General features: G+C 70.8%; 28 protein-coding genes. 13 read left to right on the forward strand and 15 right to left on the reverse strand.

The features are described from left to right. Window positions 1-31 precede the first annotated feature (31 nt). Window positions 32-1,336, forward strand: coding sequence for an LCP family protein (locus ACWBNA_RS11635; protein ID WP_482704211.1), 1,305 nt, complete (start codon window positions 32-34; stop codon window positions 1,334-1,336). A gap of 63 nt (window positions 1,337-1,399) precedes the next feature. Here ACWBNA_RS11635 and ACWBNA_RS11640 read toward each other — a convergent pair whose 3' ends face one another. After that, window positions 1,400-1,762, reverse strand: coding sequence for a four-helix bundle copper-binding protein (locus tag ACWBNA_RS11640; RefSeq protein WP_482704212.1), 363 nt, complete (start codon window positions 1,760-1,762; stop codon window positions 1,400-1,402). Between the two features lie 177 nt (window positions 1,763-1,939). Next, window positions 1,940-3,097: an acyl-CoA dehydrogenase family protein gene (locus ACWBNA_RS11645; protein WP_482704213.1), complete on the reverse strand. Its 1,158-nt coding sequence runs from the start codon at window positions 3,095-3,097 to the stop codon at window positions 1,940-1,942. A 199-nt stretch (window positions 3,098-3,296) separates the two neighbouring features. On the opposite strand from ACWBNA_RS11645, the gene ACWBNA_RS11650 reads away from it, so the two are divergent. The 6 genes from ACWBNA_RS11650 to ACWBNA_RS11675 all read left to right on the forward strand — a co-directional run bounded on the left by ACWBNA_RS11650 (window position 3,297) and on the right by ACWBNA_RS11675 (window position 9,460). Beyond that, on the forward strand, window positions 3,297-4,640 hold the full coding sequence (locus ACWBNA_RS11650) for a UDP-glucose dehydrogenase family protein (protein WP_482704214.1): 1,344 nt from the start codon (window positions 3,297-3,299) through the stop codon (window positions 4,638-4,640). 419 nt (window positions 4,641-5,059) lie between these two features. Continuing rightward, a complete protein-coding gene (locus ACWBNA_RS11655; RefSeq protein ID WP_482704215.1) occupies window positions 5,060-5,698 on the forward strand; it encodes a hypothetical protein in 639 nt (212 codons plus the stop codon). Continuing rightward, window positions 5,695-7,020 (forward strand): copper resistance CopC/CopD family protein, encoded by a 1,326-nt coding sequence (locus ACWBNA_RS11660; protein ID WP_482704216.1) that lies wholly within the window; start codon window positions 5,695-5,697, stop codon window positions 7,018-7,020. Before ACWBNA_RS11655 ends, ACWBNA_RS11660 begins: the two co-directional genes overlap by 4 nt. 27 nt (window positions 7,021-7,047) lie before the next feature. Continuing rightward, entirely contained in the window at window positions 7,048-8,037 is a 990-nt protein-coding gene (locus ACWBNA_RS11665) for a cupredoxin domain-containing protein (RefSeq protein ID WP_482704217.1), read from the forward strand. Window positions 8,038-8,150: 113 nt separating this feature from the next. Continuing rightward, window positions 8,151-8,684 carry a hypothetical protein gene (locus ACWBNA_RS11670; RefSeq protein ID WP_482704218.1) on the forward strand — a complete coding sequence of 178 codons (534 nt, stop codon included), beginning with the start codon at window positions 8,151-8,153 and terminating at the stop codon, window positions 8,682-8,684. Continuing rightward, window positions 8,681-9,460, forward strand: coding sequence for a cupredoxin domain-containing protein (locus ACWBNA_RS11675; RefSeq protein ID WP_482704219.1), 780 nt, complete (start codon window positions 8,681-8,683; stop codon window positions 9,458-9,460). The genes ACWBNA_RS11670 and ACWBNA_RS11675 overlap by 4 nt, the downstream gene beginning before the upstream one ends. A 1-nt stretch (window position 9,461) precedes the next feature. Here ACWBNA_RS11675 and ACWBNA_RS11680 read toward each other — a convergent pair whose 3' ends face one another. Beyond that, complete coding sequence (locus ACWBNA_RS11680) at window positions 9,462-9,953, reverse strand: CGNR zinc finger domain-containing protein (protein ID WP_482704220.1); 492 nt, start codon at window positions 9,951-9,953, stop codon at window positions 9,462-9,464. A gap of 113 nt (window positions 9,954-10,066) precedes the next feature. Here ACWBNA_RS11680 and ACWBNA_RS11685 point away from each other — a divergent pair, with 113 nt between their 5' ends. Both ACWBNA_RS11685 and ACWBNA_RS11690 read left to right on the forward strand, forming a co-directional pair. Continuing rightward, complete coding sequence (locus ACWBNA_RS11685) at window positions 10,067-10,426, forward strand: VOC family protein (protein WP_482704221.1); 360 nt, start codon at window positions 10,067-10,069, stop codon at window positions 10,424-10,426. A gap of 56 nt (window positions 10,427-10,482) precedes the next feature. Beyond that, window positions 10,483-10,875, forward strand: coding sequence for a VOC family protein (locus tag ACWBNA_RS11690; protein ID WP_482704222.1), 393 nt, complete (start codon window positions 10,483-10,485; stop codon window positions 10,873-10,875). A 45-nt stretch (window positions 10,876-10,920) separates the two neighbouring features. On the opposite strand, the gene ACWBNA_RS11695 is transcribed toward ACWBNA_RS11690, so the two are convergent. Next, window positions 10,921-12,060 carry a dipeptidase gene (locus ACWBNA_RS11695; protein WP_482704223.1) on the reverse strand — a complete coding sequence of 380 codons (1,140 nt, stop codon included), beginning with the start codon at window positions 12,058-12,060 and terminating at the stop codon, window positions 10,921-10,923. Between the two features lie 29 nt (window positions 12,061-12,089). On the opposite strand from ACWBNA_RS11695, the gene ACWBNA_RS11700 reads away from it, so the two are divergent. Continuing rightward, window positions 12,090-12,917 carry a response regulator transcription factor gene (locus tag ACWBNA_RS11700; protein WP_482704224.1) on the forward strand — a complete coding sequence of 276 codons (828 nt, stop codon included), beginning with the start codon at window positions 12,090-12,092 and terminating at the stop codon, window positions 12,915-12,917. 8 nt (window positions 12,918-12,925) lie between these two features. On the opposite strand, the gene ACWBNA_RS11705 is transcribed toward ACWBNA_RS11700, so the two are convergent. From ACWBNA_RS11705 to ACWBNA_RS11720, 4 genes are all read right to left on the reverse strand, one after another. Next, a complete protein-coding gene (locus ACWBNA_RS11705; protein ID WP_482704225.1) occupies window positions 12,926-13,285 on the reverse strand; it encodes a MerR family transcriptional regulator in 360 nt (119 codons plus the stop codon). A 69-nt stretch (window positions 13,286-13,354) separates the two neighbouring features. Next, a complete protein-coding gene (locus ACWBNA_RS11710) occupies window positions 13,355-14,539 on the reverse strand; it encodes a dipeptidase (RefSeq protein ID WP_482704226.1) in 1,185 nt (394 codons plus the stop codon). Window positions 14,540-14,544: 5 nt separating this feature from the next. Further along, the gene (purE, locus tag ACWBNA_RS11715; protein WP_482704227.1) at window positions 14,545-15,069 is read right to left on the reverse strand and encodes a 5-(carboxyamino)imidazole ribonucleotide mutase; all 525 of its coding nucleotides are present in this window, start codon (window positions 15,067-15,069) and stop codon (window positions 14,545-14,547) included. After that, window positions 15,066-16,217, reverse strand: a complete 1,152-nt coding sequence (locus ACWBNA_RS11720; protein WP_482704228.1) for a 5-(carboxyamino)imidazole ribonucleotide synthase — start codon at window positions 16,215-16,217, stop codon at window positions 15,066-15,068. The genes purE and ACWBNA_RS11720 overlap by 4 nt, the downstream gene beginning before the upstream one ends. Window positions 16,218-16,369: 152 nt before the next feature. Between ACWBNA_RS11720 and ACWBNA_RS11725 the strand changes: the two genes are divergently transcribed. Further along, the gene (locus tag ACWBNA_RS11725; protein ID WP_482704229.1) at window positions 16,370-16,912 is read left to right on the forward strand and encodes a GtrA family protein; all 543 of its coding nucleotides are present in this window, start codon (window positions 16,370-16,372) and stop codon (window positions 16,910-16,912) included. 35 nt (window positions 16,913-16,947) lie between these two features. On the opposite strand, the gene ACWBNA_RS11730 is transcribed toward ACWBNA_RS11725, so the two are convergent. Together ACWBNA_RS11730 and ACWBNA_RS11735 are read right to left on the reverse strand one after the other, a co-directional pair. Further along, a complete protein-coding gene (locus ACWBNA_RS11730) occupies window positions 16,948-18,222 on the reverse strand; it encodes an ATP-binding protein (RefSeq protein ID WP_482704230.1) in 1,275 nt (424 codons plus the stop codon). A gap of 40 nt (window positions 18,223-18,262) precedes the next feature. Beyond that, the gene (locus ACWBNA_RS11735; protein ID WP_482704231.1) at window positions 18,263-18,940 is read right to left on the reverse strand and encodes a response regulator transcription factor; all 678 of its coding nucleotides are present in this window, start codon (window positions 18,938-18,940) and stop codon (window positions 18,263-18,265) included. A 314-nt stretch (window positions 18,941-19,254) separates the two neighbouring features. Between ACWBNA_RS11735 and ACWBNA_RS11740 the strand changes: the two genes are divergently transcribed. Further along, window positions 19,255-20,751 (forward strand): oligopeptide:H+ symporter, encoded by a 1,497-nt coding sequence (locus ACWBNA_RS11740; protein ID WP_482704232.1) that lies wholly within the window; start codon window positions 19,255-19,257, stop codon window positions 20,749-20,751. Window positions 20,752-20,812: 61 nt separating this feature from the next. On the opposite strand, the gene ACWBNA_RS11745 is transcribed toward ACWBNA_RS11740, so the two are convergent. From ACWBNA_RS11745 to ACWBNA_RS11765, 5 genes are all read right to left on the reverse strand, one after another. After that, window positions 20,813-21,979 carry a hypothetical protein gene (locus ACWBNA_RS11745; RefSeq protein WP_482704233.1) on the reverse strand — a complete coding sequence of 389 codons (1,167 nt, stop codon included), beginning with the start codon at window positions 21,977-21,979 and terminating at the stop codon, window positions 20,813-20,815. After that, entirely contained in the window at window positions 21,976-22,539 is a 564-nt protein-coding gene (locus tag ACWBNA_RS11750) for a hypothetical protein (protein WP_482704234.1), read from the reverse strand. The genes ACWBNA_RS11745 and ACWBNA_RS11750 overlap by 4 nt, the downstream gene beginning before the upstream one ends. Before the next feature lie 33 nt (window positions 22,540-22,572). Next, complete coding sequence (locus ACWBNA_RS11755) at window positions 22,573-23,268, reverse strand: LPXTG cell wall anchor domain-containing protein (protein WP_482704235.1); 696 nt, start codon at window positions 23,266-23,268, stop codon at window positions 22,573-22,575. Window positions 23,269-23,440: 172 nt separating this feature from the next. Beyond that, window positions 23,441-23,983, reverse strand: coding sequence for an ATP-binding protein (locus tag ACWBNA_RS11760; protein ID WP_482704236.1), 543 nt, complete (start codon window positions 23,981-23,983; stop codon window positions 23,441-23,443). 220 nt (window positions 23,984-24,203) lie between these two features. Continuing rightward, on the reverse strand, window positions 24,204-24,590 hold the full coding sequence (locus ACWBNA_RS11765) for an STAS domain-containing protein (protein WP_217242348.1): 387 nt from the start codon (window positions 24,588-24,590) through the stop codon (window positions 24,204-24,206). A gap of 239 nt (window positions 24,591-24,829) precedes the next feature. Between ACWBNA_RS11765 and ACWBNA_RS11770 the strand changes: the two genes are divergently transcribed. After that, complete coding sequence (locus tag ACWBNA_RS11770; RefSeq protein ID WP_482704237.1) at window positions 24,830-25,735, forward strand: RNA polymerase sigma factor SigF; 906 nt, start codon at window positions 24,830-24,832, stop codon at window positions 25,733-25,735. Window positions 25,736-25,786 lie beyond the last annotated feature (51 nt).

The following is a 25,786-nucleotide window of genomic DNA, read 5'->3' on the forward strand; positions in this document are numbered from 1 at the left end:
GGACATACCAGTGCCCTGCACACTGGGGCCCATGAACGATTGGCCCGAGGCATGGTCCGACGACAACCGCGGCAGCCGGTACGGACGCGGCAGCTCGAGCGCGCAGCCCGAGAGCGCCCGCGTCATGCGGCAGGTCCGCCGCGGCCAGGCGGCTCCGCCCGGGCAGGGCGGGTACGGGGGCCCCGGCGCCCCCGCCCCGCCGTACGGCGGGGTCCCGCAGCAGCCGTCGTACGTCAACGGCGGTGACGACACCGTCTACGACGACGGGTACGGCAGCGGCTACAACACCGGCCAGGTCTACGGCGGCGGTGGTCCCGGCGGTCCCGCAGGCGGCGGCCGTGGCCCGCGCCCCGCGCCGAACTGGCGCCGTCGGATCAAGCTGACCACGGTCGTCGTGCTGACCGTGCTGGTCGTGACGACCGTCGGCACGTACTTCTGGGCCGACTCCAAGCTCAACCGCGAGGTCGACCTGTCCAAGGTCATCGACCGGCCGGAGGCGGGCGACGGCACGAACTACCTGATCGTCGGCTCCGACAGCCGCGCGGGCATGTCCGCCGAGGAGAAGAAGAAGCTGCACACCGGCTCCGCCGAGGGCAAGCGCACCGACTCGATGATGCTGCTGCACGTCGGCGGCAACGGCGACACGCTGATCTCCCTGCCGCGGGACTCGGACGTGGAGATCCCGACGTACAAGGGCTCCGACTCCGGCAAGACGTACCAGGGCACCGGCCGCCACGTGAAGCTGAACGCGGCCTACGCGGAGGACGGCCCCGAGCTCCTCGTCCGCACCGTCGAATTCAACACCGGTCTGCACATCGACCACTACGTGGAGATCGGCTTCGCCGGCTTCGCGAACATCGTGGACGCGGTCGGCGGCGTCGAGATCGACATCCCGAAGGGCGGCATGAAGGACACCAAGTCCGGCGCCGACTTCGAGGCGGGCAAGCAGACCCTGAACGGCGAGCAGGCGCTCGCCTTCGTCCGCACCCGGTACGCGCTGGCCGGCTCCGACCTGGACCGCACGAAGAACCAGCAGAAGTTCCTCAACGCGCTCGCCAACCAGGTCGCCACCCCGAGCACGATCCTCAACCCCTTCAAGCTCTACCCGACCATGGGCTCGGGCCTGGACTCGCTGATCGTCGACAAGGACATGGGCCTGTACGACCTGGCCTCGATGTTCTGGGCGATGAAGGGCGTCAACGGCGGCGACGGCACCTCGATGAACATGCCGATCTCCGGTTCCACGAACGGCAACCTCGTCTGGGACAAGGCGAAGGTGAAGACCCTGGTCGACGAGCTGAACAACGACGAGAAGGTCACGGTCTCCGGCAACTGACAGCGCCGGGCCGCACCTGTTCAAGGGCACCCGCGGGTGCCCTTGAACGCGTTCGGGCGGGTGTCACATCGTGGCGCCCGCCATGGCGCGGCAGCTCGTCTCGCAGCGGCGACACGCCTCCGCGCAGCGCATCATCTGGGGATCGTCCGGCATGGACATACACGCCTCGGCGCACATCGCGCACGCCGTGGCACACATGGCACACATCTCGGCCGACATGGGCGAGCGGCGCATCATCATGTCCGCGCACATGCGGGTCGTCTCGGCGCAGTCCATGAGCGTGCGCATGACCTGCATCTGAGCCTGGCCGCCCATCTGCATGCAGGAGCTCATGGTCTCCTCGCAGACGGTGTGGCAGGACATGCACGCCTCGACGCAGTCCTGCATCTCCCTGCTCATCGCGTTCGTCGTTCCGGGCTGGGTCATGGCTCCTCCTGGGGTGCGGGAGCCCGGGGCGGGCCCCGTGCCTACCGTCCTACGCCTGTCCACCGGGCAGCGCCATCGGGCGGACGCGGAAATTCCGCGGCCCGCTCCCGCACACGCGCGTCGCCCTCCGCCTCTGGACGAGGCGGAGGGCGACGGGGTGCGGCGGCCGAGCGGGTGTTACGGCAGGTTGCGGGCCATCACGATGCGCTGGACCTGGTTCGTGCCCTCATAAATCTGGGTGATCTTCGCGTCGCGCATCATGCGCTCGACCGGGTAGTCACGGGTGTAGCCGTATCCGCCCAGCAGCTGGACCGCGTCCGTCGTGACCTCCATCGCCACGTCCGACGCGAAGCACTTGGCGGCGGCGCCCTGGAAGGTGAGGTCCGCATCGCCGCGCTCGGACTTCGCCGCCGCGGCGTAGGTGAGCTGGCGGGCGGCCTCGATCTTCATGGCCATGTCGGCGAGCATGAACTGGATGCCCTGGAAGTCGCCGATGGGCTTGCCGAACTGCTTGCGCTCCTGGACGTAGCCCTTGGCGTAGTCGAGGGCACCCTGGGCGATGCCGAGGGCCTGGGCGGCGATGGTGATGCGGGTGTGGTCGAGGGTCTTCATCGCCGTGGCGAAGCCGGTGCCCTCCTCGCCGATCATGCGGTCTGCGGGGATGCGCACGTTGTCGAGGTACACCTCGCGCGTCGGGCTGCCCTTGATGCCGAGCTTCTTCTCCGGGGCGCCGAAGGACACGCCCTCGTCCGACTTCTCGACCACGAAGGCGCTGATGCCCTTCGAGCGCTTGGTGGGGTCGGTCACCGCCATGACCGTGTAGTACTCGCTCACCCCCGCGTTGGTGATCCAGCGCTTCACGCCGTTCAGCACGTAGAAGTCGCCGTCGCGGACCGCCTTCGTCTTCATGCCGGCCGCATCCGAGCCCGCGTCGGGTTCGGAGAGGGCGTACGAGAACATCCCGTCGCCCTTGGCGAGCGGGGTCATGTACTTCTTCTTCAGATCCTCGGAGCCGGAGAGGATCACGGGGAGCGAGCCGAGCTTGTTCACGGCCGGGATCAGGGAGGAGGAGGCGCACACCCGCGCCACCTCCTCGATCACGATCACCGTGGCCAGCGCGTCCGCGCCCGCGCCGCCGTACTCCTCGGGTACGTGGATCGCGTGCAGGTCGCCGGCCACCAGGGCTTCCAGTGCCTCCTGCGGGAAGCGGGACTCCTCGTCCACCACCGCTGCGTACGGCGCGATCTTCGCCTCGGCCAGCGAACGGATCGCGTCGCGGAGCATGTCGTGCTCCTCGGACGGGCGGTACAGGTCGAAGTCAGCCGATCCGGCCAAGGTGCTCACGCTCCAAAAAACGCTGCGGTGCTGGCGCTAATTACCGTTAAGTAACTCAAATTTTAAGGGGCCTCCCACCGGAGTGATACGTGAGCTTGGCGACAACGGGAAAGTTGCCCGCCGAGGGGCCGTCTCATACCCCGACTATGCTCTTCCCGCGCACCCGACGCACCCCCCGGCCGTCCCCCTGGAGCACCACATGAGCCTCAAGATCACCGTGATCGGCACCGGCTATCTCGGCGCCACGCACGCCGCCGCCATGGCCGAGCTGGGGTTCGAGGTGCTGGGGCTGGACGTCGTACCGGAGAAGATCGAGAAGCTCCAGCGGGGTGAGGTCCCGATGTACGAGCCGGGGCTGGAGGACCTGCTGCGCAAGCACGTGGCCGGGATCGAGGGGGCGAGCGGGCGGCTGCGGTTCACCATGGACTTCGCCGAGGTGGCGGCGTTCGGCGACATCCACTTCGTCTGCGTGAACACTCCGCAGCGGCACGGGGAGTACGCCGCCGACATGTCGTACGTGGAATCCGCGATCGCCTCCCTCGCGCCGCACCTGACCGGCCCCGCGCTCGTCGTCGGCAAGTCGACCGTCCCCGTCGGCTCCGCCGACCGGCTGGCCCGCTACCTGGCCGAGAACTCCCCGGCCGGCGAGGACGCCGAGCTGGCCTGGAACCCGGAGTTCCTGCGCGAGGGCTTCGCCGTGCAGGACACCCTGCGCCCGGACCGGATCGTGGCGGGGGTGCGCAGCGAGCGGGCGGAGAAGCTGATGCGTGAGGTGTACGCGACGCCGATCTCGAACGGCACGCCCTTCGTGGTCACCGACTTCCCGACCGCCGAGCTGGTGAAGACCTCCGCGAACTCCTTCCTGGCCACCAAGATCTCCTTCATCAACGCGATGGCGGAGGTGTGCGAGGCCGCCGACGGCGATGTCGCCAAGCTGGCCGAGGCCATCGGGTACGACGACCGGATCGGGAAGAAGTTCCTGCGGGCGGGGATCGGGTTCGGCGGCGGGTGTCTGCCGAAGGACATCCGCGCCTTCATGGCCCGGGCGGGCGAGCTGGGCGCCGACCAGGCGCTGACCTTCCTGCGCGAGATCGACTCGATCAACATGCGCCAGCGCGGGCAGATGGTGGAGCTGACCCGGCAGGTGCTGGGCGGCGGCTCCTTCCTGGGCAAGCGGGTCGCCGTGCTCGGCGCCACCTTCAAGCCCGACTCGGACGACGTCCGCGACTCGCCCGCGCTGAACGTCGCCGGGCAGATCCACCTCCAGGGCGGCCAGGTCACGGTCTACGACCCGAAGGGCATGGGCAACGCCCGCCGCCTGTTCCCGACGCTCGGGTACGCCGACTCGGCCGTCGACGCCGTGCGGGGCGCCGACGTCGTCCTCCACCTCACCGAGTGGCGCGAGTTCCGCGAGCTGGACCCGGCGGCGCTGGGCGAGGTCGCCACGGACCGGGTGATCCTGGACGGGCGCAACGCCCTCGACCCCGAGGTGTGGCGGCGGGCCGGGTGGCGGTACCGGGCGATGGGCCGTCCGACCGCCTGAAAGGAATTCGGGACCGGAAGGCTGGTTCCATGAATTCCTGACGGGTTCGATGGAATTCCGGGAATTCCCGCGGGTTCGGTGAAGGCCCGGCTCTGATTACGGTGATTTCCTGGAGGGCCGCTGCGGGAATCCCCGCCTGCGGACTCCCTGCCGAGCCTCGTCCGAACCATGTCCCGCACGGCATCCACGGTTTCCGAGGACGGCATATGCCCGTCATCCCCGAAATCCTCAACACGAGTTCGATTCCCTTTCGATCACCATGCGCAATTGACCGTTCTCACAGAGGGTGCCCCTGTGAAAGAGAGGTAAGCAACGGCCACTTAACAAACGCGTAGCCAAGCGGAATCCACGCTCCACTCCACTGGTCGTCATTCGCCACACCTTCCATTGGCTTGACCAGACCATGCCAGGAGTGATTTATGCCCTTGTTCCGCAGGGCGGAGTGGCCACGTGACCATCGCGACGAAGTGGTGGCGGGCGCGCTCGTCGGTGCCGTGGTGATCGTGCTGGGATACGCCTCGGGCATCGGCGCCCCCTCCGGCACCGCCGAGGCCGCCGTTCCCCCCACCTCGCCCCCCGCGGCCACGGCCCCGGCGAGCCCTGTCGCTCCCGGCGGCTCCGGCGCGCAGGATGCCGGAGCCGGCGGCGTCGGCGGAGGGTTCGGCGCCGGTGAGCTGCCGTCGTACGGCGGGGTCGGCCCAGGCACCGGTTACGGCACCGGCGGCCAGGGCGGCTACACCGGCGGCACGGGCGGTTCCGGCCACTCCGGTCACGAGACCTCGCCGCCCCCCGGGAGCACTTCCCCGACGCCCACCCCCACCCCGTCGCCGACCGACCCCGACGCCGGCACCTGTCAGGACGGCGAGGTCACCCTCGTACGACCGCTCCTCGACGGACTCTCCGAGCCGCTGTTCGGGATCCTGAACGGCAGCGACACCGGCACCGGCACCGAGGAGACGCCCGAGCCGAAGCCCTCCCCCTGTGTCGGGCTCGCCCCCGTCTCCGTGACCGGGCTCCTCGGCGGCAGCGCCTCCCCGCTGCCGGAGGCGACCCCGTGACCAGGAACCTCCGCCGCGCCCTGCTCCTGCTCGTCCTCACCCCGCTCCTGTACGTCCTGGCCGGCGCGTCCCAGGCGGCCTCCGCCCACACCGACCTGGTCGCCTCCTCCCCCAAGGACGGCGCGGACCTCACCAAGACCCCCGACCACCTCACGCTCACCTTCGACGAGCCCGTCGACCTCGCCGACGTGCGCGTGCTGACGATGGACGGCGACCGGCTCCCGGTGTCCCGCACCCGGGGCGCGGGCGCCGACAGCGTGCGGGTCGCCCTCGCCTCCCCCGCGGGGGGCCGGCTCGCGGTCGTCTGGTCGGTGGTCGACGAGGAGGACGGGCACGCGTCCTCCGGCCGGATCGCCTTCGGCGTCGGCGCACCGGCGGTGGCCGCCGAGGCCGCGTCCCCCGTCCCCGCACCGTCCCCCTCGGTGCGCAAGGGCCTCGTCGCCGCCCGCTGGGCCGGCTACCTGTCGCTGGCGCTGTTCGTCGGCGGGCTGGCCTTCGTCACCCTGCTGTGGCCGCGCGGCGCGCACGAGCCGCGGGCCCGGGCGCTGCTCACGCTCGCCTGGACGGGCGGCATGCTGACGACGGTCGCCACCGTCGGTCTGCAGGGCGCGTACACCGCGCTCGGCGGCCTGCGGGACGCACTGCGCCCGGCGACGTACGCCGACGTGCTGGCCACCGAACCCGGCGTGGTGCTCGCCGCGCGCGGCCTGCTGTGGGTGCTGGCGGCCGTGGTGCTGGGCGCGCTGATGCAGGGCGGTCCGGGCACCTCCCGCTCCCCCGGCTGGCGGGTGGGCGCCCTCGCGGTGACGTTCGGACTGCTGCGGACGACCGGCATGACGGGCCACAACTCCGACGGTGGCGAGCCCACGTGGGGCGCCGTCGCCGACTTCGTCCATCTGCTCGGCGCCTCGCTGTGGATCGGCGGGCTCACCATGCTCACCCTGGCCGTGCTGCCGCGCCGGCGGGCCGGGGAGCTGGCCGCGGTGGTGCCGGGCTACTCGCGGCTCGCGGCCGTGAGCGTCACGGGCATCGTCGCCGCGGGGCTGGTGCTCACCTGGCAGGTGGTGGGGTCGTACGACGCCCTGCTGCACAGCTCGTACGGACATCTCCTGCTCGTCAAGACGGCCGTCCTCGGGGCCGTCCTCCTCGCCGCGTACGCCAGCCGTCAGTGGGTGCGTACGCGCCTCGATCTCGCCGTGCTGTTGCGCGGTGACGCCGCGACCGTGCGGCCCTTCGGTTACTCGGTCGCGGTCGAGACGGGGCTCGTCCTCGTCGTGCTCGTCGTGACGAGTCTGCTGGTCACGGCCGACCCTGGCCGCTGAACTCCCCCAATGCACAAAGGAGTTGTAGTGAAAGAGAGCAACAACACCGGTGACCGGCGGCGCAGGCCGCCGACCGGGAACCGGGGCCTGCTGGTCGCCGGACTCGGCGCGGCGCTGGCCGCCGTGCTCAGTCTCGGGCTGCTGAACGCGGCCTCCGGCTCGACGAACGCCTCGGAGGTTGCGGGCGCGGCTCAGGCGCCCGCCGCCGCCGAGGCGCAGCCCGCGGCGGCCGCCAAGGCCGACTACCAGGTCGACATCATGGGCAACAAGTTCGGCGACGGGAAGCAACTCGTCGTCGAGGTCGGCCAGACGGTCCAGTGGACCAACCACGACAGCGTGCCGCACACGGTCACCACCACCAAGGCCCCGGTGAAGTTCGACTCGGGGACGCTGGAGCAGGGCGACTCGTGGTCCTACACCTTCACCAAGGCGGGGACGTACGAGTACTACTGCGCGGTGCACCCGGACATGGTGGCGTCCGTGAAGGTCGTCGCGGGCGGCGGAGGCGGGTCGACGCCGGCCCCCACGCCCACGCCGACCCCGACGGCTCCGCCCACGACCGGCCCCACGCCGGCTCCCACCACGCCGCCGGGCACCACACCCACTCCCACTCCCACGGGCGGCACCGGGGGCGGCTCGGGCGGCGGTTCCGGTGACGACGAGCAGTGCGCCAGCGTCCAGAACGTGCTGCTGCCGATCCTCCAGCACCTCTACGTGGCGCACCTGGAGCGGTCGCCGGGAGAGCAGGTGCAGGACGCCCTCGCGCTCGACTCGTACCTCAAGATGCACACGGTGTGGGTGGAGAGCATCCTCAAGCCGGCCCTCGAAGGCGGCGGCTCGGTGCTCGACGACACGCTCAGCGTGCTGCTGAACCACATCAACAAGGCGCACCTGGAGGAGTCGCTCGGTCAGCAGGTCACCGATCTGCTCGACGTCGACAGCTACGTGAAGATGCACACCGTCTGGGCCGGGCAGATGCTCACGCCCACCACGGACTTCCTCACCACCAGCTGCTGACGATCCGTGGCACGAGGACGCCGCTCCGGCCGGGGCTCAGCCGGCCGGAGCGGCGCCCTCCCATTCTCCACGCCTTCACCACGCTTCGGGAACCGCTTTCCAAGGAGTCCGGGATGACGACCGTCACCCTGCCCACCGCCCCTCCCCCGCCCCAGTCGCGTGCCGGCACCGGCCGGCTGCTGCCTCTGCCCGGCCGGTACACGGTCGCCTCCGGCCGCTCGCTCGTCGAACTCACCGCCTGGTACGGCCCGTTGCCGGTCCGGCGCCGTCGCGTCACGCTCACCGGGGCGTCCCTGACCGTGTCCGACCCCCGTTCCGACATCGACCCGCAGACCGTCCTCGCCGAGGCCGACTCCCCCCTCTTCCGTTTCGGGTTCGACGGCCCGCACCTCCAGGCAGCGTTCGCCTCGGAGCGAGTCGACGAGTCCGACGGCCGTCTCCAGCTCAGCGGCGACCTCGACGTCGACGGCGTCGCCTTCCCCGTCCTGCTGCGGCTGCGCGTGGTCGAACGGGCCGACGACCGGCTGCTCGTCGTGGGCACCGCCCGGCTGCCGTACCGGCTGCTGCGCCGGGCCACCGGGTTCCGGCTGCCCTGGCGGCTGCCGGCCACCCGGCTGCGGCTGCTCGTCGCGGCGGAGTTCGCGTGAGGGCGGCCCGGCTCACGACCCGGCGTACGGCCCGCGGTGCCGCCGCGTCCGCCGTCCTCGCCCTCCTCGCCCTCCCGCTGCTCCCGTCCGGGCAGGCGTCGGCGGCCTCGTACAGCGTGGCCATGAAGGGGTACGCCTTCTCGCCCGCGAGCCTGAGCGTCCCCGTCGGGTCCACGGTGACCTGGACCAACCAGGACACGGCACCGCACGACGTGAAGACCACCTCGGGCCCGGTCCCGATCCACTCCCCCATGCTGAACAAGGGGGAGAGCTGGAGCTTCACGTTCGGCACGGCCGGGTCCTACGGCTACTACTGCACGGTCCATCCGGACATGACGGCCCAGATCACGGTCAAGGCGGCGCCACCGGCGACGACGGCCGCCCCCACGCACGACCACGCGGGATCCTCCGGCTCCTCCGGCTCCTCGGGCGGTTCCGGCACGTCGGGTTCCTCGGGTTCCTCGGGTTCCTCGGCGGGTCATGCGGAGCATGAGGCGTCCTCACCCAGCCGTACGGCGGCGGGCAGCAAGGCGCCGACGATGAGCATGCCGGCGTCGTCTCCGGCGTCCACCGCCCCGGGGGCGGCCGTACCGCAGGCGCCCCAGTCACCGCTGCCGGGACAGCAGGCCCAGTCCCAGACCGCCGTCTCCTCGGTCCGCCCGCTCGACCCGCTGCTCGTGCTGGCCGGCATCGTCGCCGGTGTCGCCGTGCTGTGTCTGCTGGTGGTCGGATCCCGGGCGGCGGCGCCCCGGGGTGGGGAGGAGGCGGAGGCGTAGGTCAGTCCTTCGCCCGGTAGCGGCGCATCTTCGCGCGGGCCCCGCACACCTGCATCGAGCACCAGCGGCCCCGGCCGGCCGGGCTGCGGTCGTAGTAGGCCCAGTGGCAGTCGACGGCCTCGCAGGCCTTCAGCCGTGTCCAGGTGCCCTCGACGAGGGCCTGGGCGACGGCTGCCGCGACCCGTGAGAGCAGCGGGCCCTCGTCGGCCGGGGCGAGGGCGGCGGAGCCGTCGCCCGCGTCGACCGTGACCACCACGGGGGCCCGCGCGAGCAGCTCGCCCAGCGGGGTCACCGTGCGGTGCGGCGGGTGGCCCGCGTGGGCGAGCAGGGCCGCGCGCAGGGACTCGCGCAGTTCGCGGGCGGCGGGGAGCTCCTCCTCCGTCAGCCCGAACGTCGCCCCGTCCAGCGAGTCGACGTCCGACTCGATGTCCAGCGTGTTCACCAGGGACTGGACCAGTGCCAGGCCTCCCGGCGCGGGCGATCTCTCACTCATGCATGCGACGTTACCGCCAATGGAGATGCATGCAGTAACCGTTACTGGTTACTCTGCTCTAGAGGTAACCCCTAGGGGACCTAGGGAGCAACTCCGGCTTCAAGGAGGAAGTCATGGCTGTCGCCAAGCTGAGTGTCGTCGTTCTGGACTGTCCCGATCCCCGCGCCCTCGCCCGCTTCTACGCCGACGTGCTCGGCGGCACCGTGGAGGACCAGGAAGAGTGGGTGGACCTGAAGCTGCCCGACGGGCGGACGCTGTCCTTCCAGGCCGCCCCCGGGTACGTACCCCCGCGGTGGCCCGAACCCGACCACTCGCAGCAGGTCCACCTCGACCTGGACGTGACGGACCTGGACGCCGCCGAGAAGGAGGTCCTGGCGCTGGGCGCGAAGCCGCTGGACGTGGAGGACCGCTCGCGGAGCTTCCGGGTTTACGCGGACCCGGCGGGGCACCCGTTCTGTCTCTGCGCCGGCTGATGAACCCCTCGACCGCCCTGACCGCCCCTGATCGCCTGTCGAGCCGGGAGGATCCCATGGCACCCGTGGCACGTTTCCGTTCCGTGGTCGTCGACTGCCCCGACCCGCACGCGCTGGCCGCGTTCTACGCCCAGGTGGGTGGCGGTACGCCGGAGGCCGAGGACGACGACTGGGTCGTCCTGCGGATTCCGGACGGCCCCCGGCTGGCCTTCCAGCGGGCTCCCGGGTTCGTCCCGCCCGAGTGGCCGAGCGCGGACCACAACTCGCAGCAGTTCCACATCGACTTCGACGGCGGCACCACCTGGGAGGAGATCGACGCGGCCGAGGAGAAGGTGCTGGCGCTGGGGGCGCGGATCCTGGACCGGGAGGACTTCGAGAAGAAGGACTTCCGGGTGTACGCAGATCCGGCGGGTCATCCCTTCTGCCTCTGCCGGATCGACCCGCTGTAGGTCCCGGGCCCCGCTGTCCGGCTATCCGCCTGTCCTGCCCTCCGCCTATCCGTCCAGGTCGGCGATCTTCGCCGTGGACGGTTCCCGGCGTGCCTGGGCGGCGCGGGCGGTGAAGTCCGCGCCGCGCAGGACGCGTTGGAAGTTGCCCCAGGTCAGCAGGGCGATGTCGGCCTCGGGCCAGCCGCGGCGCAGCAGTTCGGCGATCAGGCGCGGGTAGCAGGAGGCGTCGCCGAGCTCCTGGGGGTGGGCGGTGCCGACGTCGAACGTGCCGGACAGGCCCACGCACTCCGCTCCCGCGACCTTGCGGACGTGGTCGAGGTGGTCGGCGACGTCCCGGACGGTCGGGCCGGTCTGTTCGGCGGTCAGCGGCACCATGCACAGGCCCTTGGCCTCGCCCAGCTCGGCGAGCAGGTCGTCGGGGAGGTTCATCGGGTGCGGGCGCAGGGCCCGGGCGGCGGACCGGGTCCACACCACCGACGCCTTGGACACCGCCAGCACGCGGCGAATGGTGTCCGCGGAGGCACCGGACAGGTCGGCGAGGACGCCGAGCCGGTTCATCTCGCGCAGCACCTCCTCGCCGAACCGGGTGAGTCCGGCCTCGCTCGCCCAGGACACCCCGGTCAGGGTGAGAACACGCAGGCCGAGGGCGCGCAGGGCGCGCAGGATGCCGAGGGAGTCGCCGAGCGCGGCGGCTCCGGCGGGGCCGAGCAGGACGGAGACGCGGCCGCAGTTGCGTACGTCGGTCATCTGGCCGGCGGCGTGGGCGAGGCGCAGGCCCTCGGGGTGGTTGCGCACGACCGTGTTGATCAGGTCCAGCTGCTCCAGGGTGGCGCCGACGGCCCTGTCACCGTCGAGACCCTCGGGAAGGTGCAGCGACCACAGCAGCGCGCCGACGTGACCCTCGCGCAGCCGCGGTACGTCCGTGTCGACGGCGCTCTCGCCGAGCTCCAGGTCGTACCAGGGCAGGTGGCGGAGCGCCCAGGGCAGCCCGCTGTAGCCGTCGGCCACGGGGTACGCCTCGAGGATCGCGCGGGCCTGCTCCAGCGGAGTGGCGCCGGGGGCGGCGACGGGGACGAACGGCTCCGCCGGGACGGGCTCCGCGAGGGGCTCGGCAAGCGGCTCCGGCAGGTCGTCGAACTCGGCAACCTCTGTGGTGGTGTGCAGTTCGTCCTGGAGGTCTGCCATGGCGGGCTCCGTACGTCGTGAGATACGTCGTGAGATACGTCGTGAAGTACGTCGTGATCGTCCTGATCGCCGTACCGTCACCGTCGCACGGCGGCGGGGGGCGTTCCTGGTGGGTGGGGCGTTCGGGGTATGAGGACGGGCACCTTTGGCCATGGATCTTCGTCCTTCAGGTTGTGAACGTTCATAGACCGGTCCGTGTCCTCGTCGTGGACGCCGACCCCGGCACCAGGCCCCTGACAACAGCGCTCGGCGAACTCGGCTTCGAGATGTACGCGGCCGGCCGCGGCCGCTTCGCGCCCCCCGTCGGCCGCTCCGTACGGCCCGACCTCGTCGTCCTGGACATGGCCCTGCCGGACGGCGACGCCGTCGAGACGTACGACGCGCTGCGCGCCGTCGGCGTCCACGCCCCGCTGCTTTTCCTCTCCGCCCGTGACGACGGCGCCGCCGGGGCGGAGGTGCGGCGCCTGATGACGGACGCGGACGGCCATGTCACCAAACCGTTCGAGCTCCCCGAGGTGATCGCGAGCGTGCGGGAACTCCTGGCCCGTGACCGGGCCGACGAGAGCCGGCTGCTGCGGCACGGGGACCTGGCGGTCGACGCGTGGCGCCGCGAGGTCTGGCGGGGCGAGGCCCGCATAGAGCTGTCGGCCCGCGAGTTCGAGCTCCTCGGCTATCTGCTGGACAACGCCGGTCAGGTCCTGACGAAGAAGCAGATCCTGGACCGGGTCTGGGGTATGCCGTTCCGTACCGGGACCGTCGAGACGTACGTCTACTACCTGCGCCGCAAGCTGAACGACGACGACCAGTCCCTGATCAGGACGGTCCGCGGCGTCGGCTACACCATGCCCCGCGGCTGACGCCCGGCTCAGGGCTCCCGAGCCGCGTCGATCACCTCGTCGAGCGTCTCCCGGGACCGGACCAGGTCGGCGATCATCCGGTCGATGCGGTCACGTTCCTCGGTGAGGTCGGCGACGAGTTTCGGGGTGGCGACGACGGAGGGGCCGCCGTCCGCGTCCCGCATACAGGGCAGCAGCTGCGCGATCCTCGAACTGTGCAGTCCGGCCGCGAACAGCTCCTGGATCCGGATGACCCGGTCGACGGCCGCCTCGGCGAAGTCGCGGTGGCCGCCGGCCGTCCGCCCGGCGGCCAGCAGCCCCTGCTGCTCGTAGTACCGCAACGACCGCTCGCTCACCCCGGTACGCCGGGCCAGTTCACCGATCCGCACGACTGCCTCCGGGCCTCGGGGACGTGGGGGACTTGGGTTCGCGGGGACCTGGATCCGACGATCCGCGGGTCAGCCGTCGAGTGAGCCGATCGTCGCGTTGGACGGCCCTCGCGTGGCCTGGAGGTCACGCGCCACGTCCTCCGCCGCGCCCAGCACCCGTACCGCGTTCTGCCAGGTCAGCTTGGCCAGGTCGGGCTTGGACCAGCCGCGGTCGAGCAGCTCGGCGATGAGGTTCGGATAGCCGGAGACGTCGCTCAGGCCGTCCGGGGTGAAGGCGGTGCCGTCGTAGTCGCCGCCGATGCCGAGGTGGTCGACGCCCGCGACCTCGCGCATGTGGTCCAGGTGGTCGGCCACCGTCGAGACCGTCGCGACAGGGCGCGGGGTGCGCTCCTCGAAGGCGCGGTGCACCGCCATCGCCTCGGGGGTGGTGGCGAGGTGGTGGAAGCCGTGTGCGCGCATGTTCTCGTCGGCCGCGGCGGTCCAGTCGACGGCCGCCTGCAGCACGAACTTCGGTACGAACGTCACCATCGCCACACCGCCGTTGGCGGGCAGCCGCTCCAGGACGTCGTCCGGGATGTTGCGCGGATGGTCGCAGACGGCCCGCGAGGAGGAGTGCGAGAAGATCACCGGTGCCGACGTGGCGTCCAGCGCGTCCCGCATCGTCGTGGCCGCCACGTGCGAGAGGTCGACGAGCATGCCCTCCCGGTTCATCTCCCGCACGACCTCACGGCCGAAGGCCGACAGCCCGCCGACGCCCGGCTTGTCGGTCGCGGAGTCCGCCCACGCCACGTTGTCGTTGTGGGTGAGGGTCAGGTAGCGGACACCGAGCGCGTACAACCCGCGCAGTGTGGCGAGGGAGTTGGCGATGGAGTGACCGCCCTCCGCGCCCATCAGCGAGGCGATACGGCCTTCCGCGCGCGCCGCCTCCATGTCCGCGGCCGTCAGAGCGGGCCGCAGGTCCTGCGGGTGGCGCGCCAGCAACTGCCGTACGCAGTCGATCTGTTCCAGCGTCGCCGGGACCGCGTCGGGCAGGTCCGAGCGGACGTACACCGACCAGTACTGCGCGCCGACCCCGCCCTCGCGCAGGCGGGGGATGTCGGTGTGCAGGTGGGCGTTCTGAGGGGTGGCGATGTCGCGGGCGTCGAGGTCGTAGCGGACCTGCTCGCGCAGCGCCCAGGGCAGGTCGTTGTGCCCGTCCGCGACGGGGAACTCGGCGAGCAGCGCGCGGGCTTCGGGCAGGGACGGGGACGGCATGCGGGTCACTTCCCGAAGCCGAAGCCGTTGCCCGCTCCGTCGACCTTGGCGCGCAGCCGCTTGCCCTTCTCGGTGGCCTGTTCGTTGAGCTCCTGCTGGAACTCCCGCATCCGGCCGAGGAGTTCCTCGTCGTGCGTGGCGAGGATGCGGGCGGCGAGCAGTCCGGCGTTGCGGGCACCGGCGACGGAGACGGTCGCGACGGGCACACCGGCCGGCATCTGCACGATCGACAGCAGCGAGTCCATGCCGTCGAGGTACTTCAGCGGGACGGGCACGCCGATCACCGGCAGCGGGGTGACCGAGGCGAGCATGCCCGGGAGGTGGGCGGCGCCCCCGGCCCCCGCGATGATCACCTTCAGTCCGCGCTCGGCGGCCTGCTCGCCGTACGCGACCATCTCGCGCGGCATGCGGTGCGCGGAGACGACGTCGACCTCGTACGCGATCTCGAACTCGTCGAGGGCCTGGGCGGCGGCCTCCATGACGGGCCAGTCGGAGTCCGAACCCATCACGATGCCAACAACGGGGCTCATTCGGTGATCGTGCCTCTCAGGTAGCCGGCAGCGTGACGGGCGCGCTCCAGCACGTCGTCGAGGTCGTCGCCGTAGGTGTTGACGTGGCCGACCTTGCGGCCGGGCTTCACGTCCTTGCCGTACATGTGGATCTTGAGCTGGGGGTCGCGCGCCATGCAGTGCAGGTACGCGGAGTACATGTCCGGGTAGTCGCCGCCGAGGACGTTGACCATGACCGTCCACCCGGCGCGCGGGCGCGGGTCGCCGAGGGGGAGGTCGAGCACGGCCCGGACGTGGTTGGCGAACTGGGACGTGATCGCGCCGTCCATCGACCAGTGGCCGGAGTTGTGCGGGCGCATGGCCAATTCGTTGACGAGGACACCGGAAGACCCGTCGTCATTGCGGGTCTCGAAGAGCTCGACGGCGAGGTGGCCGACGACGTCGAGTTCCTTGGCGATCCGCAGCGCCATCTCCTCGGCCTTCAGGCCCAGTGCCCGGTCGAGGCCCGGGGCGGGCGCGATGACGGTGTCGCAGACGCCGTTCACCTGCTGGGACTCAACGACCGGGTAGGCGACGGCCTGGCCGTGCGGCGAGCGCACGACGTTCGCGGCGAGCTCCCGGACGAAGTCGACCTTCTCCTCGGCGAGGACGGGAACGCCCGCGCGGAAGGGGTCCTCGGCCTCCGCCACGTTGTCGACGACCCACACGCCCTTGCCGTCGTAGCCGCCGCGGACGGTCTTGAGGACGACGGGGAAGCCGTCACCCTCCTGAGCGAAAGCCACCACGTCCTGCGGGTCGCTCACGATCCGGTGCCGTGGGCACGGCACCCCGATCGCGTCGAGCTTCGCCCGCATCACGCCCTTGTCCTGGGCGTGCACGAGCGCGTCGGGCCCCGGGCGGACGGGGATGCCGTCCGCCTCCAGGGCTCTGAGGTGCTCGGTGGGTACGTGTTCGTGATCGAAGGTGATCACGTCACAGCCCCGCGCGAAGTCACGCAGCGTGTCGAGGTCGCGGTAGTCGCCGATGACGACATCGCTCACCACCTGCGCCGCGGAATCCTGAGGGGTGTCACTGAGGAGCTTGAACCTGATGCCGAGCGGGATGCCTGCTTCGTGCGTCATACGAGCGAGCTGACCCCCGCCGACCATGCCGACTACCGGGAACGTCACGCCCCTAGGGTATCGGCCACGCGACGGTGGCCGATTTCACGTCCCGCCACCGGGTCCTTTGCCCGGCCGTGGGCTCATCCACAGGCGATCACGAAGGGGGGTGGTTAGCATGGCTGGGTTGACGAATCCAACGGACGGGGGCCTGGACAGCCATGGAACGTGGGTCCTCAGGGTCTCGTACGGCCGCACCCCGCTCAGCGGCGCGGCAGCGCGTGGACCGGCTTGTGCGCGAGGCCGCCAAGTTCGGTGCGGTCGGCGGGGCCGGTGTCCTGGTCAACCTCCTGGTGTTCAACCTGATGCGGCACACGACCGACCTCCAGGTCGTGCGGGCCAGTGTCATAGCCACGGTCGTGGCGATCGCCTTCAACTACGTCGGGTTCCGGTACTTCACCTACCGTGACCGCGACAAGTCCGGCCGTACCAGGGAACTCACCCTGTTCCTGCTGTTCAGCATGGTCGGCCTGGTCATCGAGAACGGCGTGCTCTACGCGGCGACCTACGGCTTCGGCTGGGACAGCCCGCTGCAGAGCAACATCTTCAAGTTCGTCGGCATCGGCATCGCCACGCTCTTCCGTTTCTGGTCGTACCGCAGCTGGGTGTTCCGCGCACTTCCGGTCAAGGAAGCGGTGGCCGACGCGGAGTCGATTCTGGCCACGGAGGCGAAGAAGCCGCGCTCCGAGCAGCGCGTGCCCTAGTTCTCACACAGGCACAGCGAGGTACCGGACGTGTCCTAGCGGACCGTCGGCTCCTCCTCCTGCGTCGTCGACTTCCTCAGCGGCGTACGCGACAGGAACAGGCCGAACACCGGCGGCTGGGTCTGGAGCATCTCCAGACGGCCCCCGTCGGCCTCCGCGAGGTCCCGGGCGACCGCGAGGCCGATGCCCGTGGAGTTGCGGCCGCTGATCGCCCGCTCGAAGATGCGGGCACCCAGGTCGGCGGGGACGCCGGGCCCCTCGTCGGTGACCTCGATGACGGCCTGGTTGCCGGTGACGCGGGTACGCAGCGCGACCGTGCCACCGCCGTGCATGAGGGAGTTCTCGATCAGCGCGGCCAGCACCTGCGCGACCGCCCCCGGCGTGCCGACCGCCGTCAGGTGCCGCTTGCCGGAGCTGACGATCGCCCGGCCCACACCGCGGTAGGCGGGCCGCCACTCGGCGAGCTGCTGCTGGATGACCTCGTCGAGGTCGAAGGTGACGGCGGAGCCGGTGCGCGGGTCGCGGGAGTTCGTCAGCAGCCGCTCGACCACGTCCGTGAGGCGTTCGACCTGGGTGAGCGCGACGTTGGCCTCCTCCTTCACCGTGTCCGGGTCGTCGGTGAGGGTGATCTCCTCCAGGCGCATGGACAGCGCGGTCAGCGGCGTCCGCAGCTGGTGGGAGGCGTCGGCGGCGAGCCGGCGTTCCGCGGTCAGCATGCGGGCGATGCGCTCGGCGGAGGAGTCCAGGACGTCGGCGACCCGGTCCAGTTCGGGGACGCCGTACCGCTTGTGCCGGGGCCGCGGGTCGCCGGAGCCGAGGCGTTCGGCGGTCTCCGCGAGGTCGGTGAGCGGGGAGGAGAGCTTGTTGGCCTGGCGGATCGCGAGCAGCACCGCGGCGATCACCGCGAGCAGCGCCACAAGACCGATGATCAGCAGTGTGCGGCCGACCTCACGGGTCACCGACGAGCGCGGTTCCTGGACGAGGACGGTCTCGCCCTCCTCGCCCGTGGCCGTACCCCGGATCACGTCGCCGGTGGGCTTGGTGCCGACCTCGATGACCGGCTCCCCCGGCACCCGGATCACGGCGTACCGGTCCGCGGTGACCTGGTCCTTCAGGACCTCCGCGTCGACGTTCCCGGCTCCGAGCAGGCGGCTGTCCACGATGCTGGCCAGCCGCGCCGCCTCCAGCTCCACCCGCTCCTGAGCGCTGTTGCTGATGGTGCGGGTCTCGACGATGACGAGGGACACCCCGAAGACGGCGATGACCACGAGCACGACGGCCAGGGTGGACTGGATCAGGCGACGGCGCATGTTCTCTTACCTGTCGGACGCCCGCGGGGCGGGCGGGAGCTCAACTCTTCTCGAAGCGGAAGCCCACGCCACGCACCGTCGCGATGTACCGGGGGTTCGCCGCGTCGTCCCCGAGCTTCTTGCGCAGCCAGGAGATGTGCATGTCGAGGGTCTTGGTCGACGACCACCAGGTCGTGTCCCAGACCTCCCGCATCAGCTGGTCGCGCGTGACGACCCGCCCCGCGTCCCGCACCAGGACCCGCAGCAGGTCGAACTCCTTCGCGGTGAGCTGGAGTTCCTCCTCGCCCATCCACGCCCGGTGCGACTCGACGTCGATGCGCACGCCGTGCGTGGCGGGCGGCTGCGACGGCTCGGAGGCACCGCGCCGCAGCAGCGCCCGGACGCGGGCGAGCAGTTCGGCGAGCCGGAAGGGCTTGGTGACGTAGTCGTCGGCGCCCGCGTCGAGACCGACGACGGTGTCCACCTCGTCGGCGCGCGCGGTCAGGATGAGGATCGGGACGGCGAGGCCCTCGGCGCGCAGCCGTCGGGCCACTTCCAGGCCGTCCATACCGGGCAGACCGAGGTCGAGCACGACCAGGTCGATGCCGCCCTGGATGCCGGCGTCGAGCGCGGTGGGGCCGTCCTCGCGCACCTCGACCTCGTAGCCTTCCCGGCGCAGTGCGCGGGCCAGCGGCTCCGAGATGGACGCGTCGTCCTCGGCCAGCAGTACACGGGTCATGAGGTGATGGTAGACCGCCCGTGACCACAGCTGGGGTGTGATCGGCGGTGAGTGATTCTTACCTTTGGGCGTACCGGCACGAACCTCTGTGTGTGGGGTGCTAACTGCGTAAGGACCTTGGAAAAGGTGTGTACGGTTCCCCGGTCACCTGTGATCCGGGTCTCAAGTCCTTCCATTTCGTGCGGTGTCCTGCCGTATGGTGAATGGGCGCCTGTAGCACCGCGGGGACCTTTGGCGAGGATTTGACGCTGAAGGTCTCTTTTGTGTGTGCCCCCACCCCACTCCAGGCGTGTCCCGAGCAGCAAGGAACGACCATGGCGTCCAGCCTGACGAAGGACTCGGTGACTCCGGGCACCCCCGGTTCCGAGACCTCCTTCTTCGGCCACCCCCGCGGACTGGCCACTCTCTTCATGACCGAGATGTGGGAGCGCTTCTCCTACTACGGCATGAGGGCCCTCCTCCCGCTGTACCTCGTCGCCCCGGGCGGCCTGCACCTCAACGCGGCGACGGCGACCGCGATCTACTCCGTGTACGTCTCGCTGGTGTACCTGCTCGCCATGCCGGGCGGCTGGTTCGGCGACCGTGTCCTGGGTCCGCGCAAGACCGTCGCCGTCGCCGGCGCGGTCATCATGCTCGGCCACCTCACGCTGGCCCTGCCGTCCTCCGGGACCTTCTACGCCGGTCTCGGGCTGGTCGCGATCGGCTCGGGTCTGCTGAAGGCCAACATCTCGACCATGGTCGGCCACCTGTACTCCGGCCCGGACGACCCGCGCCGCGACGGCGGCTTCACCGTCTTCTACATGGGCATCAACCTCGGTGCCTTCGCGGCGCCGCTGATCATCGGCACCATCGGTGAGAACGTCAACTGGCACTTCGGCTTCGCGCTCGCCGCGCTCGGCATGGCGCTGGGGCTCGCCCAGTTCCTGATCGGCAGCCGCCACCTCGCGGAGCGCTCCAGCGTGGTCCCGACGCCGCTGTCCGCGGAGGAGAAGTCCTCCACTCTGCGCAAGGCCGCGGTCTGGGCCGGCATCGCCGTCGTCTTCTACGCGATCGTCGGCTTCACCGGCCACTACACCCTGAACTGGATCCTGGTCCCGCTGACCCTGCTCGGCGTGATCATCCCGGTGATGGTCCTCACCCGCATCAAGCGGGACAAGGACCTGGACCACACCGAGCAGCGCTCGATGTCCGCGTACATCTGGTTCTTCGTGGCCGCGGCCGTGTTCTGGATGATCTACGACCAGGGCGGCTCGACCCTGTCGATCTTCGCCGACTCCTCCGCCGAGAACAGCGTCTTCGGCTGGACGTTCCCGGTCTCCTGGTACCAGTCGGTCAACCCGGTCCTGATCATGGCGCTGGCCCCGGTCTTCGCCTGGTTCTGGCTCGCCCTGAACCGGCGCGGCCAGGAGCCGAGCACGGTCGTGAAGTTCGCCTCGGGCCTGGTGCTGGTCGGCGCGTCCTTCTTCCTCTTCCTGGCCCCGCTGGCGATCGCCGAGGGCGGTCACAAGGCGGCCGCGATGTGGCTGGTGGCGATCTACTTCGTCCAGACCGTCGGCGAGCTCCTCCTCTCCCCGGTGGGCCTGTCGGTCACCACGAAGATGGCCCCCGCCAAGTACGCCTCCCAGATGATGGGCGTCTGGTTCCTCGCCGTCACCGCCGGCGACGCCACCACCGGCCTCCTGTCCATCGCCGGCGTCAACCTCAACAAGACCGGCGTCGTGGCCCTCGAAGCCACCCTCGCCGTCATCGCCGGCCTCGCCGTCTGGATGTACCGCAACAAGGTCAAGGAGCTCATGGGCAGCGTCCGCTGAGGTCCGCGAACCTGCCGTGAACGACGAAAGGCCACCGCCCCATGGGCGCGGTGGCCTTTCGTCACGTGGGCCCCTTCCTGGCGGGAGTCGTCGGACTCGTGGAAGTCGCAGGACTCGTGGGAGTCGTAGAACTCGTGGGGCTGTCGTCGTGCGGTGCGGAGGGCCGGCCGGCCGTCCCCGGATCGGCGTCCGGGGTGAACCACGGCAGGGTCGAAGCGGAGCCGTCCGGCTGGGCCGAGGAGGACTTCGGCCCCGGCAATCCCGGCCGTTCCGGCAATCCCCGCCGCCTCGGCAACTCCGGCAGCCGCAATGAGCGTTCGGGCGTCTGCGGCCCGCGGCGGCCCCCGCGCACCCCGTCCGGGCGCCGCGGCCGTATCCGGTCCACCACCGCCATCCCGGCGCGGAACACCGCGGCCGGCACGACCAGGCAGACCAGGACCCAGAACAGGGTCACGCCCCAGGGCCGCCCCACGGCCCAGGGCTGTTCGGCGAGGACCTTCCCGCCGTACTTCAGCGACACCGTGTAGTCGCCGTGCGCGCCGCCCATGAGCTCGACGGGCAGTTCGATCCGCGCCTTCCTCCCCGGCTGGATCGTGCCGCGCCACTGCTGTTCCTGCCACTGCGGGGCGAACACGCCGTGGGAGGTGCCGACCTGGAAGACGGGGTTCTTGACGGCGGAGGTGCCGACATTGCCGACGGTGACGACGAGGGTGCGCGCGGGCGGCGACCCGAACCAGGTCAGCAGCCCGCTCGACCCGTCGAGCCGGGTGTCGGTCAGCACCGAAAGACGCCCCCCGGACGGTTCGGCGGGCAGTGGTTCGACCGCGTGCCCGGCGACCTGGAAGCTCGCGTCGGCCTCCGCCTTCGCCCCCTCCACCGTCGCCACGTGGACCACGCACGGACACGGCACGGGCGGCTCGGCGACCGGCAGCTTCCGGCTGAAGCGCCCCTCGGCGTCGGTGGTCACGGCCCGGCCGTCCGCGTTGGCACAGGAGTTGGTGCCGCCGGCCACACCCCGCGAGGGCACGGACTGCCCGCAGATCAGGATCATCAGCAGCGCCCGCGCCCGCCAGCCGTCCCCGGTGACGGTGATCGAACCCCCGGTCCCCGCCTGCGCCTTGGACAGTTCCACGCTCGGCCGGTCCGCCGCCGTCGCGGTCCCCGCGAAGGGCAGCAGGATCAGCGCGAGCGCCACCACGAGCGCCGGAATCCGCACCTTGCCGCTCACGTCATGGCTCCCGTCAGCTCGACGTCCGCCCGCGGATCGGCGCCCACGCGCGGAGGTTCGGCCCCCTCGCCGTCACGGCGTCCAAGTCGTCGTACGACGACGAAGGAGCCGCACGGAGCCGCCGCCGAACTCCCGGCCTCCGCAGGCCGGTCGGGCCACGGTTCGGCGAGATGGAGATGTCGGTCCGGGCGGAGTTCGGCGGGCAGGCTGCCCGGACAGCGGTCGGCGACCCGGCCGAGCGGCCGGTCGGCGCGCACGGCGGGAGGCGACACGTGGGTCGTCGTACCGCGGTTGACCAGGGCGTACGTGATCCGATCGCCGCGTACCGCCACATGCTCGACGGCCGGCGCGGACAACTCCGGGACGGTGGCGCGCAGTCGGGTGCCGACGCGCCCGATGACGCCGGCCGCGTCGAGCGCGGCGATCTCACCCGGGGCGCCCTCGCCCTGGAACGGCGGCCGTTCGCCGCCGCAGGGCGCGACGGACCCCCCGTCGGCGGCGACCGCCGTGGCGGAACCCGGCGGCACCGGTAGCAGCAACAGGGGGATGGCGGACGACATCGGCGGCTCCAGCAGTCGTACGGCGTCGATCCGTCAGCGGCGTGCCGCCTGGTTCCTCCGTGTCAGCCACAGCGTGCCCGCCGCGCCCGCGAGCAGCACCGTGCCGCCGAGGGTGCCGAGGGCGATCGCGGAGTCCTCGGGGCCGGTCTGCGGAAGGTCGGCGCCGGAGTCGCCGCCCGAGTCGGAGCCGCTCTGGGGGACGCCACCGCCGGCCGCCGTGACGTCCAGGCTCAGCGACGGCCCGGGGCTGTTCGTCGGCGTGCAGGTCGTCGTCGTACCCAGCGCCTTGATGGTGAGCACGCCCGCGGTGAAGGTGACCTTGCCGGTCTTCTTCGGCGTGTACGTGCCCGACAGGTCGTTGATCTTGATGGGGGTGTTGGCGGGGAGCGCGGCCTGGTTGGCGGGGCCGGTCACCGTGAGGGTCCCGCTGTCGGCGCCGCCGAGCTTGACGGTGGCGCTCGGGTTCATGGCGCCCTTGCCCAGTTCGACGGGGCTGGAGGAGACGCCCTTCTGCCACGACATGGTCACCTTGTAGTCGCTGCCGCTCTTGACGGCCTCGATGTCTATGGGAGAGACGGCGCTCTTGTCGCCGATCGGCGTCTTGCACTGGTAGCTGACGTCGACGACCTCGGCATGGGCCGCGGGGGCGGCCATCAGCACCGCCGAGCCGGCCAGGGCCGCGGCCGAGGCGAGGGCGGCGGTTCGTTTCTGGTACGTCCGGTTCGACACGGTGCCCACTGTCCCCTCATTCCTGACGGCACATCAGATCGGCCGTCAAGGTACGCCCGGGGTCGTGGAGAGGGAAGACAAAGTGCGCACCGGATCTGCCGAGCGGGTGGGGCGGGTGCGCCCAACTCGGCACTCAACTCGGCTCAGACGATCGGGTTACGCGGCGACCGGTCTACGCGGGTGCGCCCAACTCGGCCCAGACCTTCTTGCCCGAGGCGCCGGGGGTACGGACGACCCCCCAGTCCAGGCACAGCCGCTGCACGATGAACATGCCGTGGCCGCCGGGGCGGCCGGCGCGGTGCGGGGTGCGCGGGGCCGGCTGGCCCGTGCCCTTGTCGGAGACCTCGATCCGGATCACCTTGTTGTCGCAGGTGATCCACATCTCGTCCGGGCCCTCGGCGTGCAGGCAGGCGTTGGTGACCAGCTCGGAGACGACGAGCAGGACGTCCTCGGCGGCCGCCCGCTGGTCGGCGGTCGCGGCGGGCAGCCAGCCCCACGCGTACAGCGCCTGGCGGGTGAAGTCGCGGGCGAGCGGCACGACACCGCTCTCGCCGTCGAAGTCCAGTCTGCGGACCTGACGCCCGCGCCCCCCCGACGACACGGCAGCGCCCTCGTCGGGCGCCCCGGTCATGGGCTCGCCCCCCTCGGACGCCCCGGAAGCGCCGCTGGGCTCCGGGCGGCGGTCGCCCGGCGGGTAAGGCCGGGTGGTGCTCATCAGCGCTTCACCTCACCGATTCACCAGTTCACGATTCAAAAGTCCTGCCCAGTCCGTTTCTGCGCAGCCGGTCACCGAACACTCGGTACGGGAGTCTCCTGCCCGACCGGACCGGCAGAACACCCCTGTATTCGGCATGAAAGCCGTGACGCCTGAAAAGCGCAGGTCACAGGGGGGCGAGGGGGGCACAGTCACCATGGTCGGGGCTGGAACCGCCGGCTCAGCCGGTCTCGCCCGGCTCGTCGGCCAGGGCGGCTTCGACAGTGTCATGGATGGTGAACACAGCTTCGGCCCCCGTGATCTCGAAAACCCGCGCGACCACCGGCAGCATTCCGGCCAGATGCACTCCGCCCCCGGCCGCCTCCGCCTTGAGTCGCGCGCCCAGCAACACGTTCAGCCCGGTGGAGTCGCAGAACTCCAGGCGTGAGCAGTCGACCACCAGTCGACTGAATCCTTTGTCGAGGCAGTCCTCGAGTGGCTCGCGCAACAAATCGGCGGTGTGGTGATCCAACTCACCCGCCGGGGTCACGACGGCACTAGAGCCCGTTTCCCGAACCTCGACCAGAAGCCGGCCCGACTGTGCGCTGCCGACTGTCCCGCGGTCCATGCCGTCTTCTCTCCCGACGTCCGTGGCTGCTGACTGACGCCCCCGAACACTACGCCTTCTCCACATTCTCCGACACCCGAACAACCCCCCGCAAACGGACATAATCGCACATAACGCACTTGCGGTGTCCTCGGGAAACCGGGTAGGGCTAGTAGAGACACGTAATCGACACGGCCGGCTTTGGAGGCGCCGCACACCGCAGTGCACGAACTGGCTTCGGCAGCCTTATGCCGAGAACGATGGAGGACATCATGTCACCCCGGCTCGACGCATCGCATACCCAGCAGGCGACGTCGACATCCGCCCCGGAACATCTGGATCCCATCGGGCAGGACGACCTACTCGCAGGACTCCCGGACATCCCCCCGTACGACGAGGTGGGGGCGGTGGACGCACGCGCCCTGTCCAAGACCCTCTTCGCGCGCCTCGAGTCGCTTGAGGAGGGCACCCACGAGTACTCGTACGTCCGCAACACGCTCGTCGAACTCAACCTCGCCCTGGTCAAGTTCGCCGCCTCCCGCTTCCGCTCCCGCAGTGAGCCGATGGAGGACATCATCCAGGTCGGCACCATCGGCCTGATCAAGGCGATCGACCGTTTCGAACTCAGCCGTGGTGTGGAGTTCCCCACCTTCGCGATGCCAACCATCATCGGTGAGATCAAGCGTTTCTTCCGCGACACGTCGTGGTCCGTGCGCGTACCGCGCCGGCTCCAGGAACTCCGCCTCGACCTGGCCAAGGCCGGCGACGAGCTGGCCCAGAAGCTCGACCGCGCCCCCACGGTGGGCGAGCTCGCCGAGCGCCTCGACCTGTCCAAGGACGAGGTCGTCGAGGGCATGGCGGCGTCGAACGCGTACACCGCCTCCTCGCTCGACGCCCAGCCCGAGGAGGACGACTCCGAGGGCGCCCTCGCGGACCGCATCGGTTACGAGGACCACGGGCTCGAAGGTATCGAGTACGTGGAGTCGCTGAAGCCGCTCATCGCCGAGCTCCCCTCCCGCGACCGCAAGATCCTCTCGCTGCGCTTCGTCGCGGGCATGACCCAGTCCGAGATCGGCGACGAACTCGGCATCTCGCAGATGCACGTGTCGCGGCTGCTGTCGCGGACGCTGGTGCGGCTGCGGAAGGGTCTGACGGTCGAGGAGTGACGGCGGGCGCCGCCACGCGCCGTCGACGGTGACTGAGCGACCCGGCCCGTG

The organism is Streptomyces sp. Q2, assembly GCF_056820935.1.

Bases quoted from the DNA above. Each gene is read 5' to 3' on its own strand.
- ACWBNA_RS11710 (WP_482704226.1), bottom strand. From the start codon at position 14,539: ATGCCGTCCCCGTCCCTGCCCGAAGCCCGCGCGCTGCTCGCCGAGTTC.
- ACWBNA_RS11750 (WP_482704234.1), bottom strand. From the start codon at position 22,539: ATGTCGTCCGCCATCCCCCTGTTGCTGCTACCGGTGCCGCCGGGTTCC.
- ACWBNA_RS11725 (WP_482704229.1), top strand. From the start codon at position 16,370: ATGGAACGTGGGTCCTCAGGGTCTCGTACGGCCGCACCCCGCTCAGCG.
- ACWBNA_RS11680 (WP_482704220.1), bottom strand. From the start codon at position 9,953: ATGAGTGAGAGATCGCCCGCGCCGGGAGGCCTGGCACTGGTCCAGTCC.
- ACWBNA_RS11740 (WP_482704232.1), top strand. From the start codon at position 19,255: ATGGCGTCCAGCCTGACGAAGGACTCGGTGACTCCGGGCACCCCCGGT.
- ACWBNA_RS11655 (WP_482704215.1), top strand. From the start codon at position 5,060: ATGCCCTTGTTCCGCAGGGCGGAGTGGCCACGTGACCATCGCGACGAA.
- purE (WP_482704227.1), bottom strand. From the start codon at position 15,069: ATGAGCCCCGTTGTTGGCATCGTGATGGGTTCGGACTCCGACTGGCCC.
- ACWBNA_RS11685 (WP_482704221.1), top strand. From the start codon at position 10,067: ATGGCTGTCGCCAAGCTGAGTGTCGTCGTTCTGGACTGTCCCGATCCC.
- ACWBNA_RS11765 (WP_217242348.1), bottom strand. From the start codon at position 24,590: ATGGACCGCGGGACAGTCGGCAGCGCACAGTCGGGCCGGCTTCTGGTC.
- ACWBNA_RS11690 (WP_482704222.1), top strand. From the start codon at position 10,483: ATGGCACCCGTGGCACGTTTCCGTTCCGTGGTCGTCGACTGCCCCGAC.
- ACWBNA_RS11730 (WP_482704230.1), bottom strand. From the start codon at position 18,222: ATGCGCCGTCGCCTGATCCAGTCCACCCTGGCCGTCGTGCTCGTGGTC.
- ACWBNA_RS11650 (WP_482704214.1), top strand. From the start codon at position 3,297: ATGAGCCTCAAGATCACCGTGATCGGCACCGGCTATCTCGGCGCCACG.
- ACWBNA_RS11770 (WP_482704237.1), top strand. From the start codon at position 24,830: ATGGAGGACATCATGTCACCCCGGCTCGACGCATCGCATACCCAGCAG.
- ACWBNA_RS11670 (WP_482704218.1), top strand. From the start codon at position 8,151: ATGACGACCGTCACCCTGCCCACCGCCCCTCCCCCGCCCCAGTCGCGT.
- ACWBNA_RS11635 (WP_482704211.1), top strand. From the start codon at position 32: ATGAACGATTGGCCCGAGGCATGGTCCGACGACAACCGCGGCAGCCGG.
- ACWBNA_RS11760 (WP_482704236.1), bottom strand. From the start codon at position 23,983: ATGAGCACCACCCGGCCTTACCCGCCGGGCGACCGCCGCCCGGAGCCC.
- ACWBNA_RS11695 (WP_482704223.1), bottom strand. From the start codon at position 12,060: ATGGCAGACCTCCAGGACGAACTGCACACCACCACAGAGGTTGCCGAG.
- ACWBNA_RS11640 (WP_482704212.1), bottom strand. From the start codon at position 1,762: ATGACCCAGCCCGGAACGACGAACGCGATGAGCAGGGAGATGCAGGAC.
- ACWBNA_RS11735 (WP_482704231.1), bottom strand. From the start codon at position 18,940: ATGACCCGTGTACTGCTGGCCGAGGACGACGCGTCCATCTCGGAGCCG.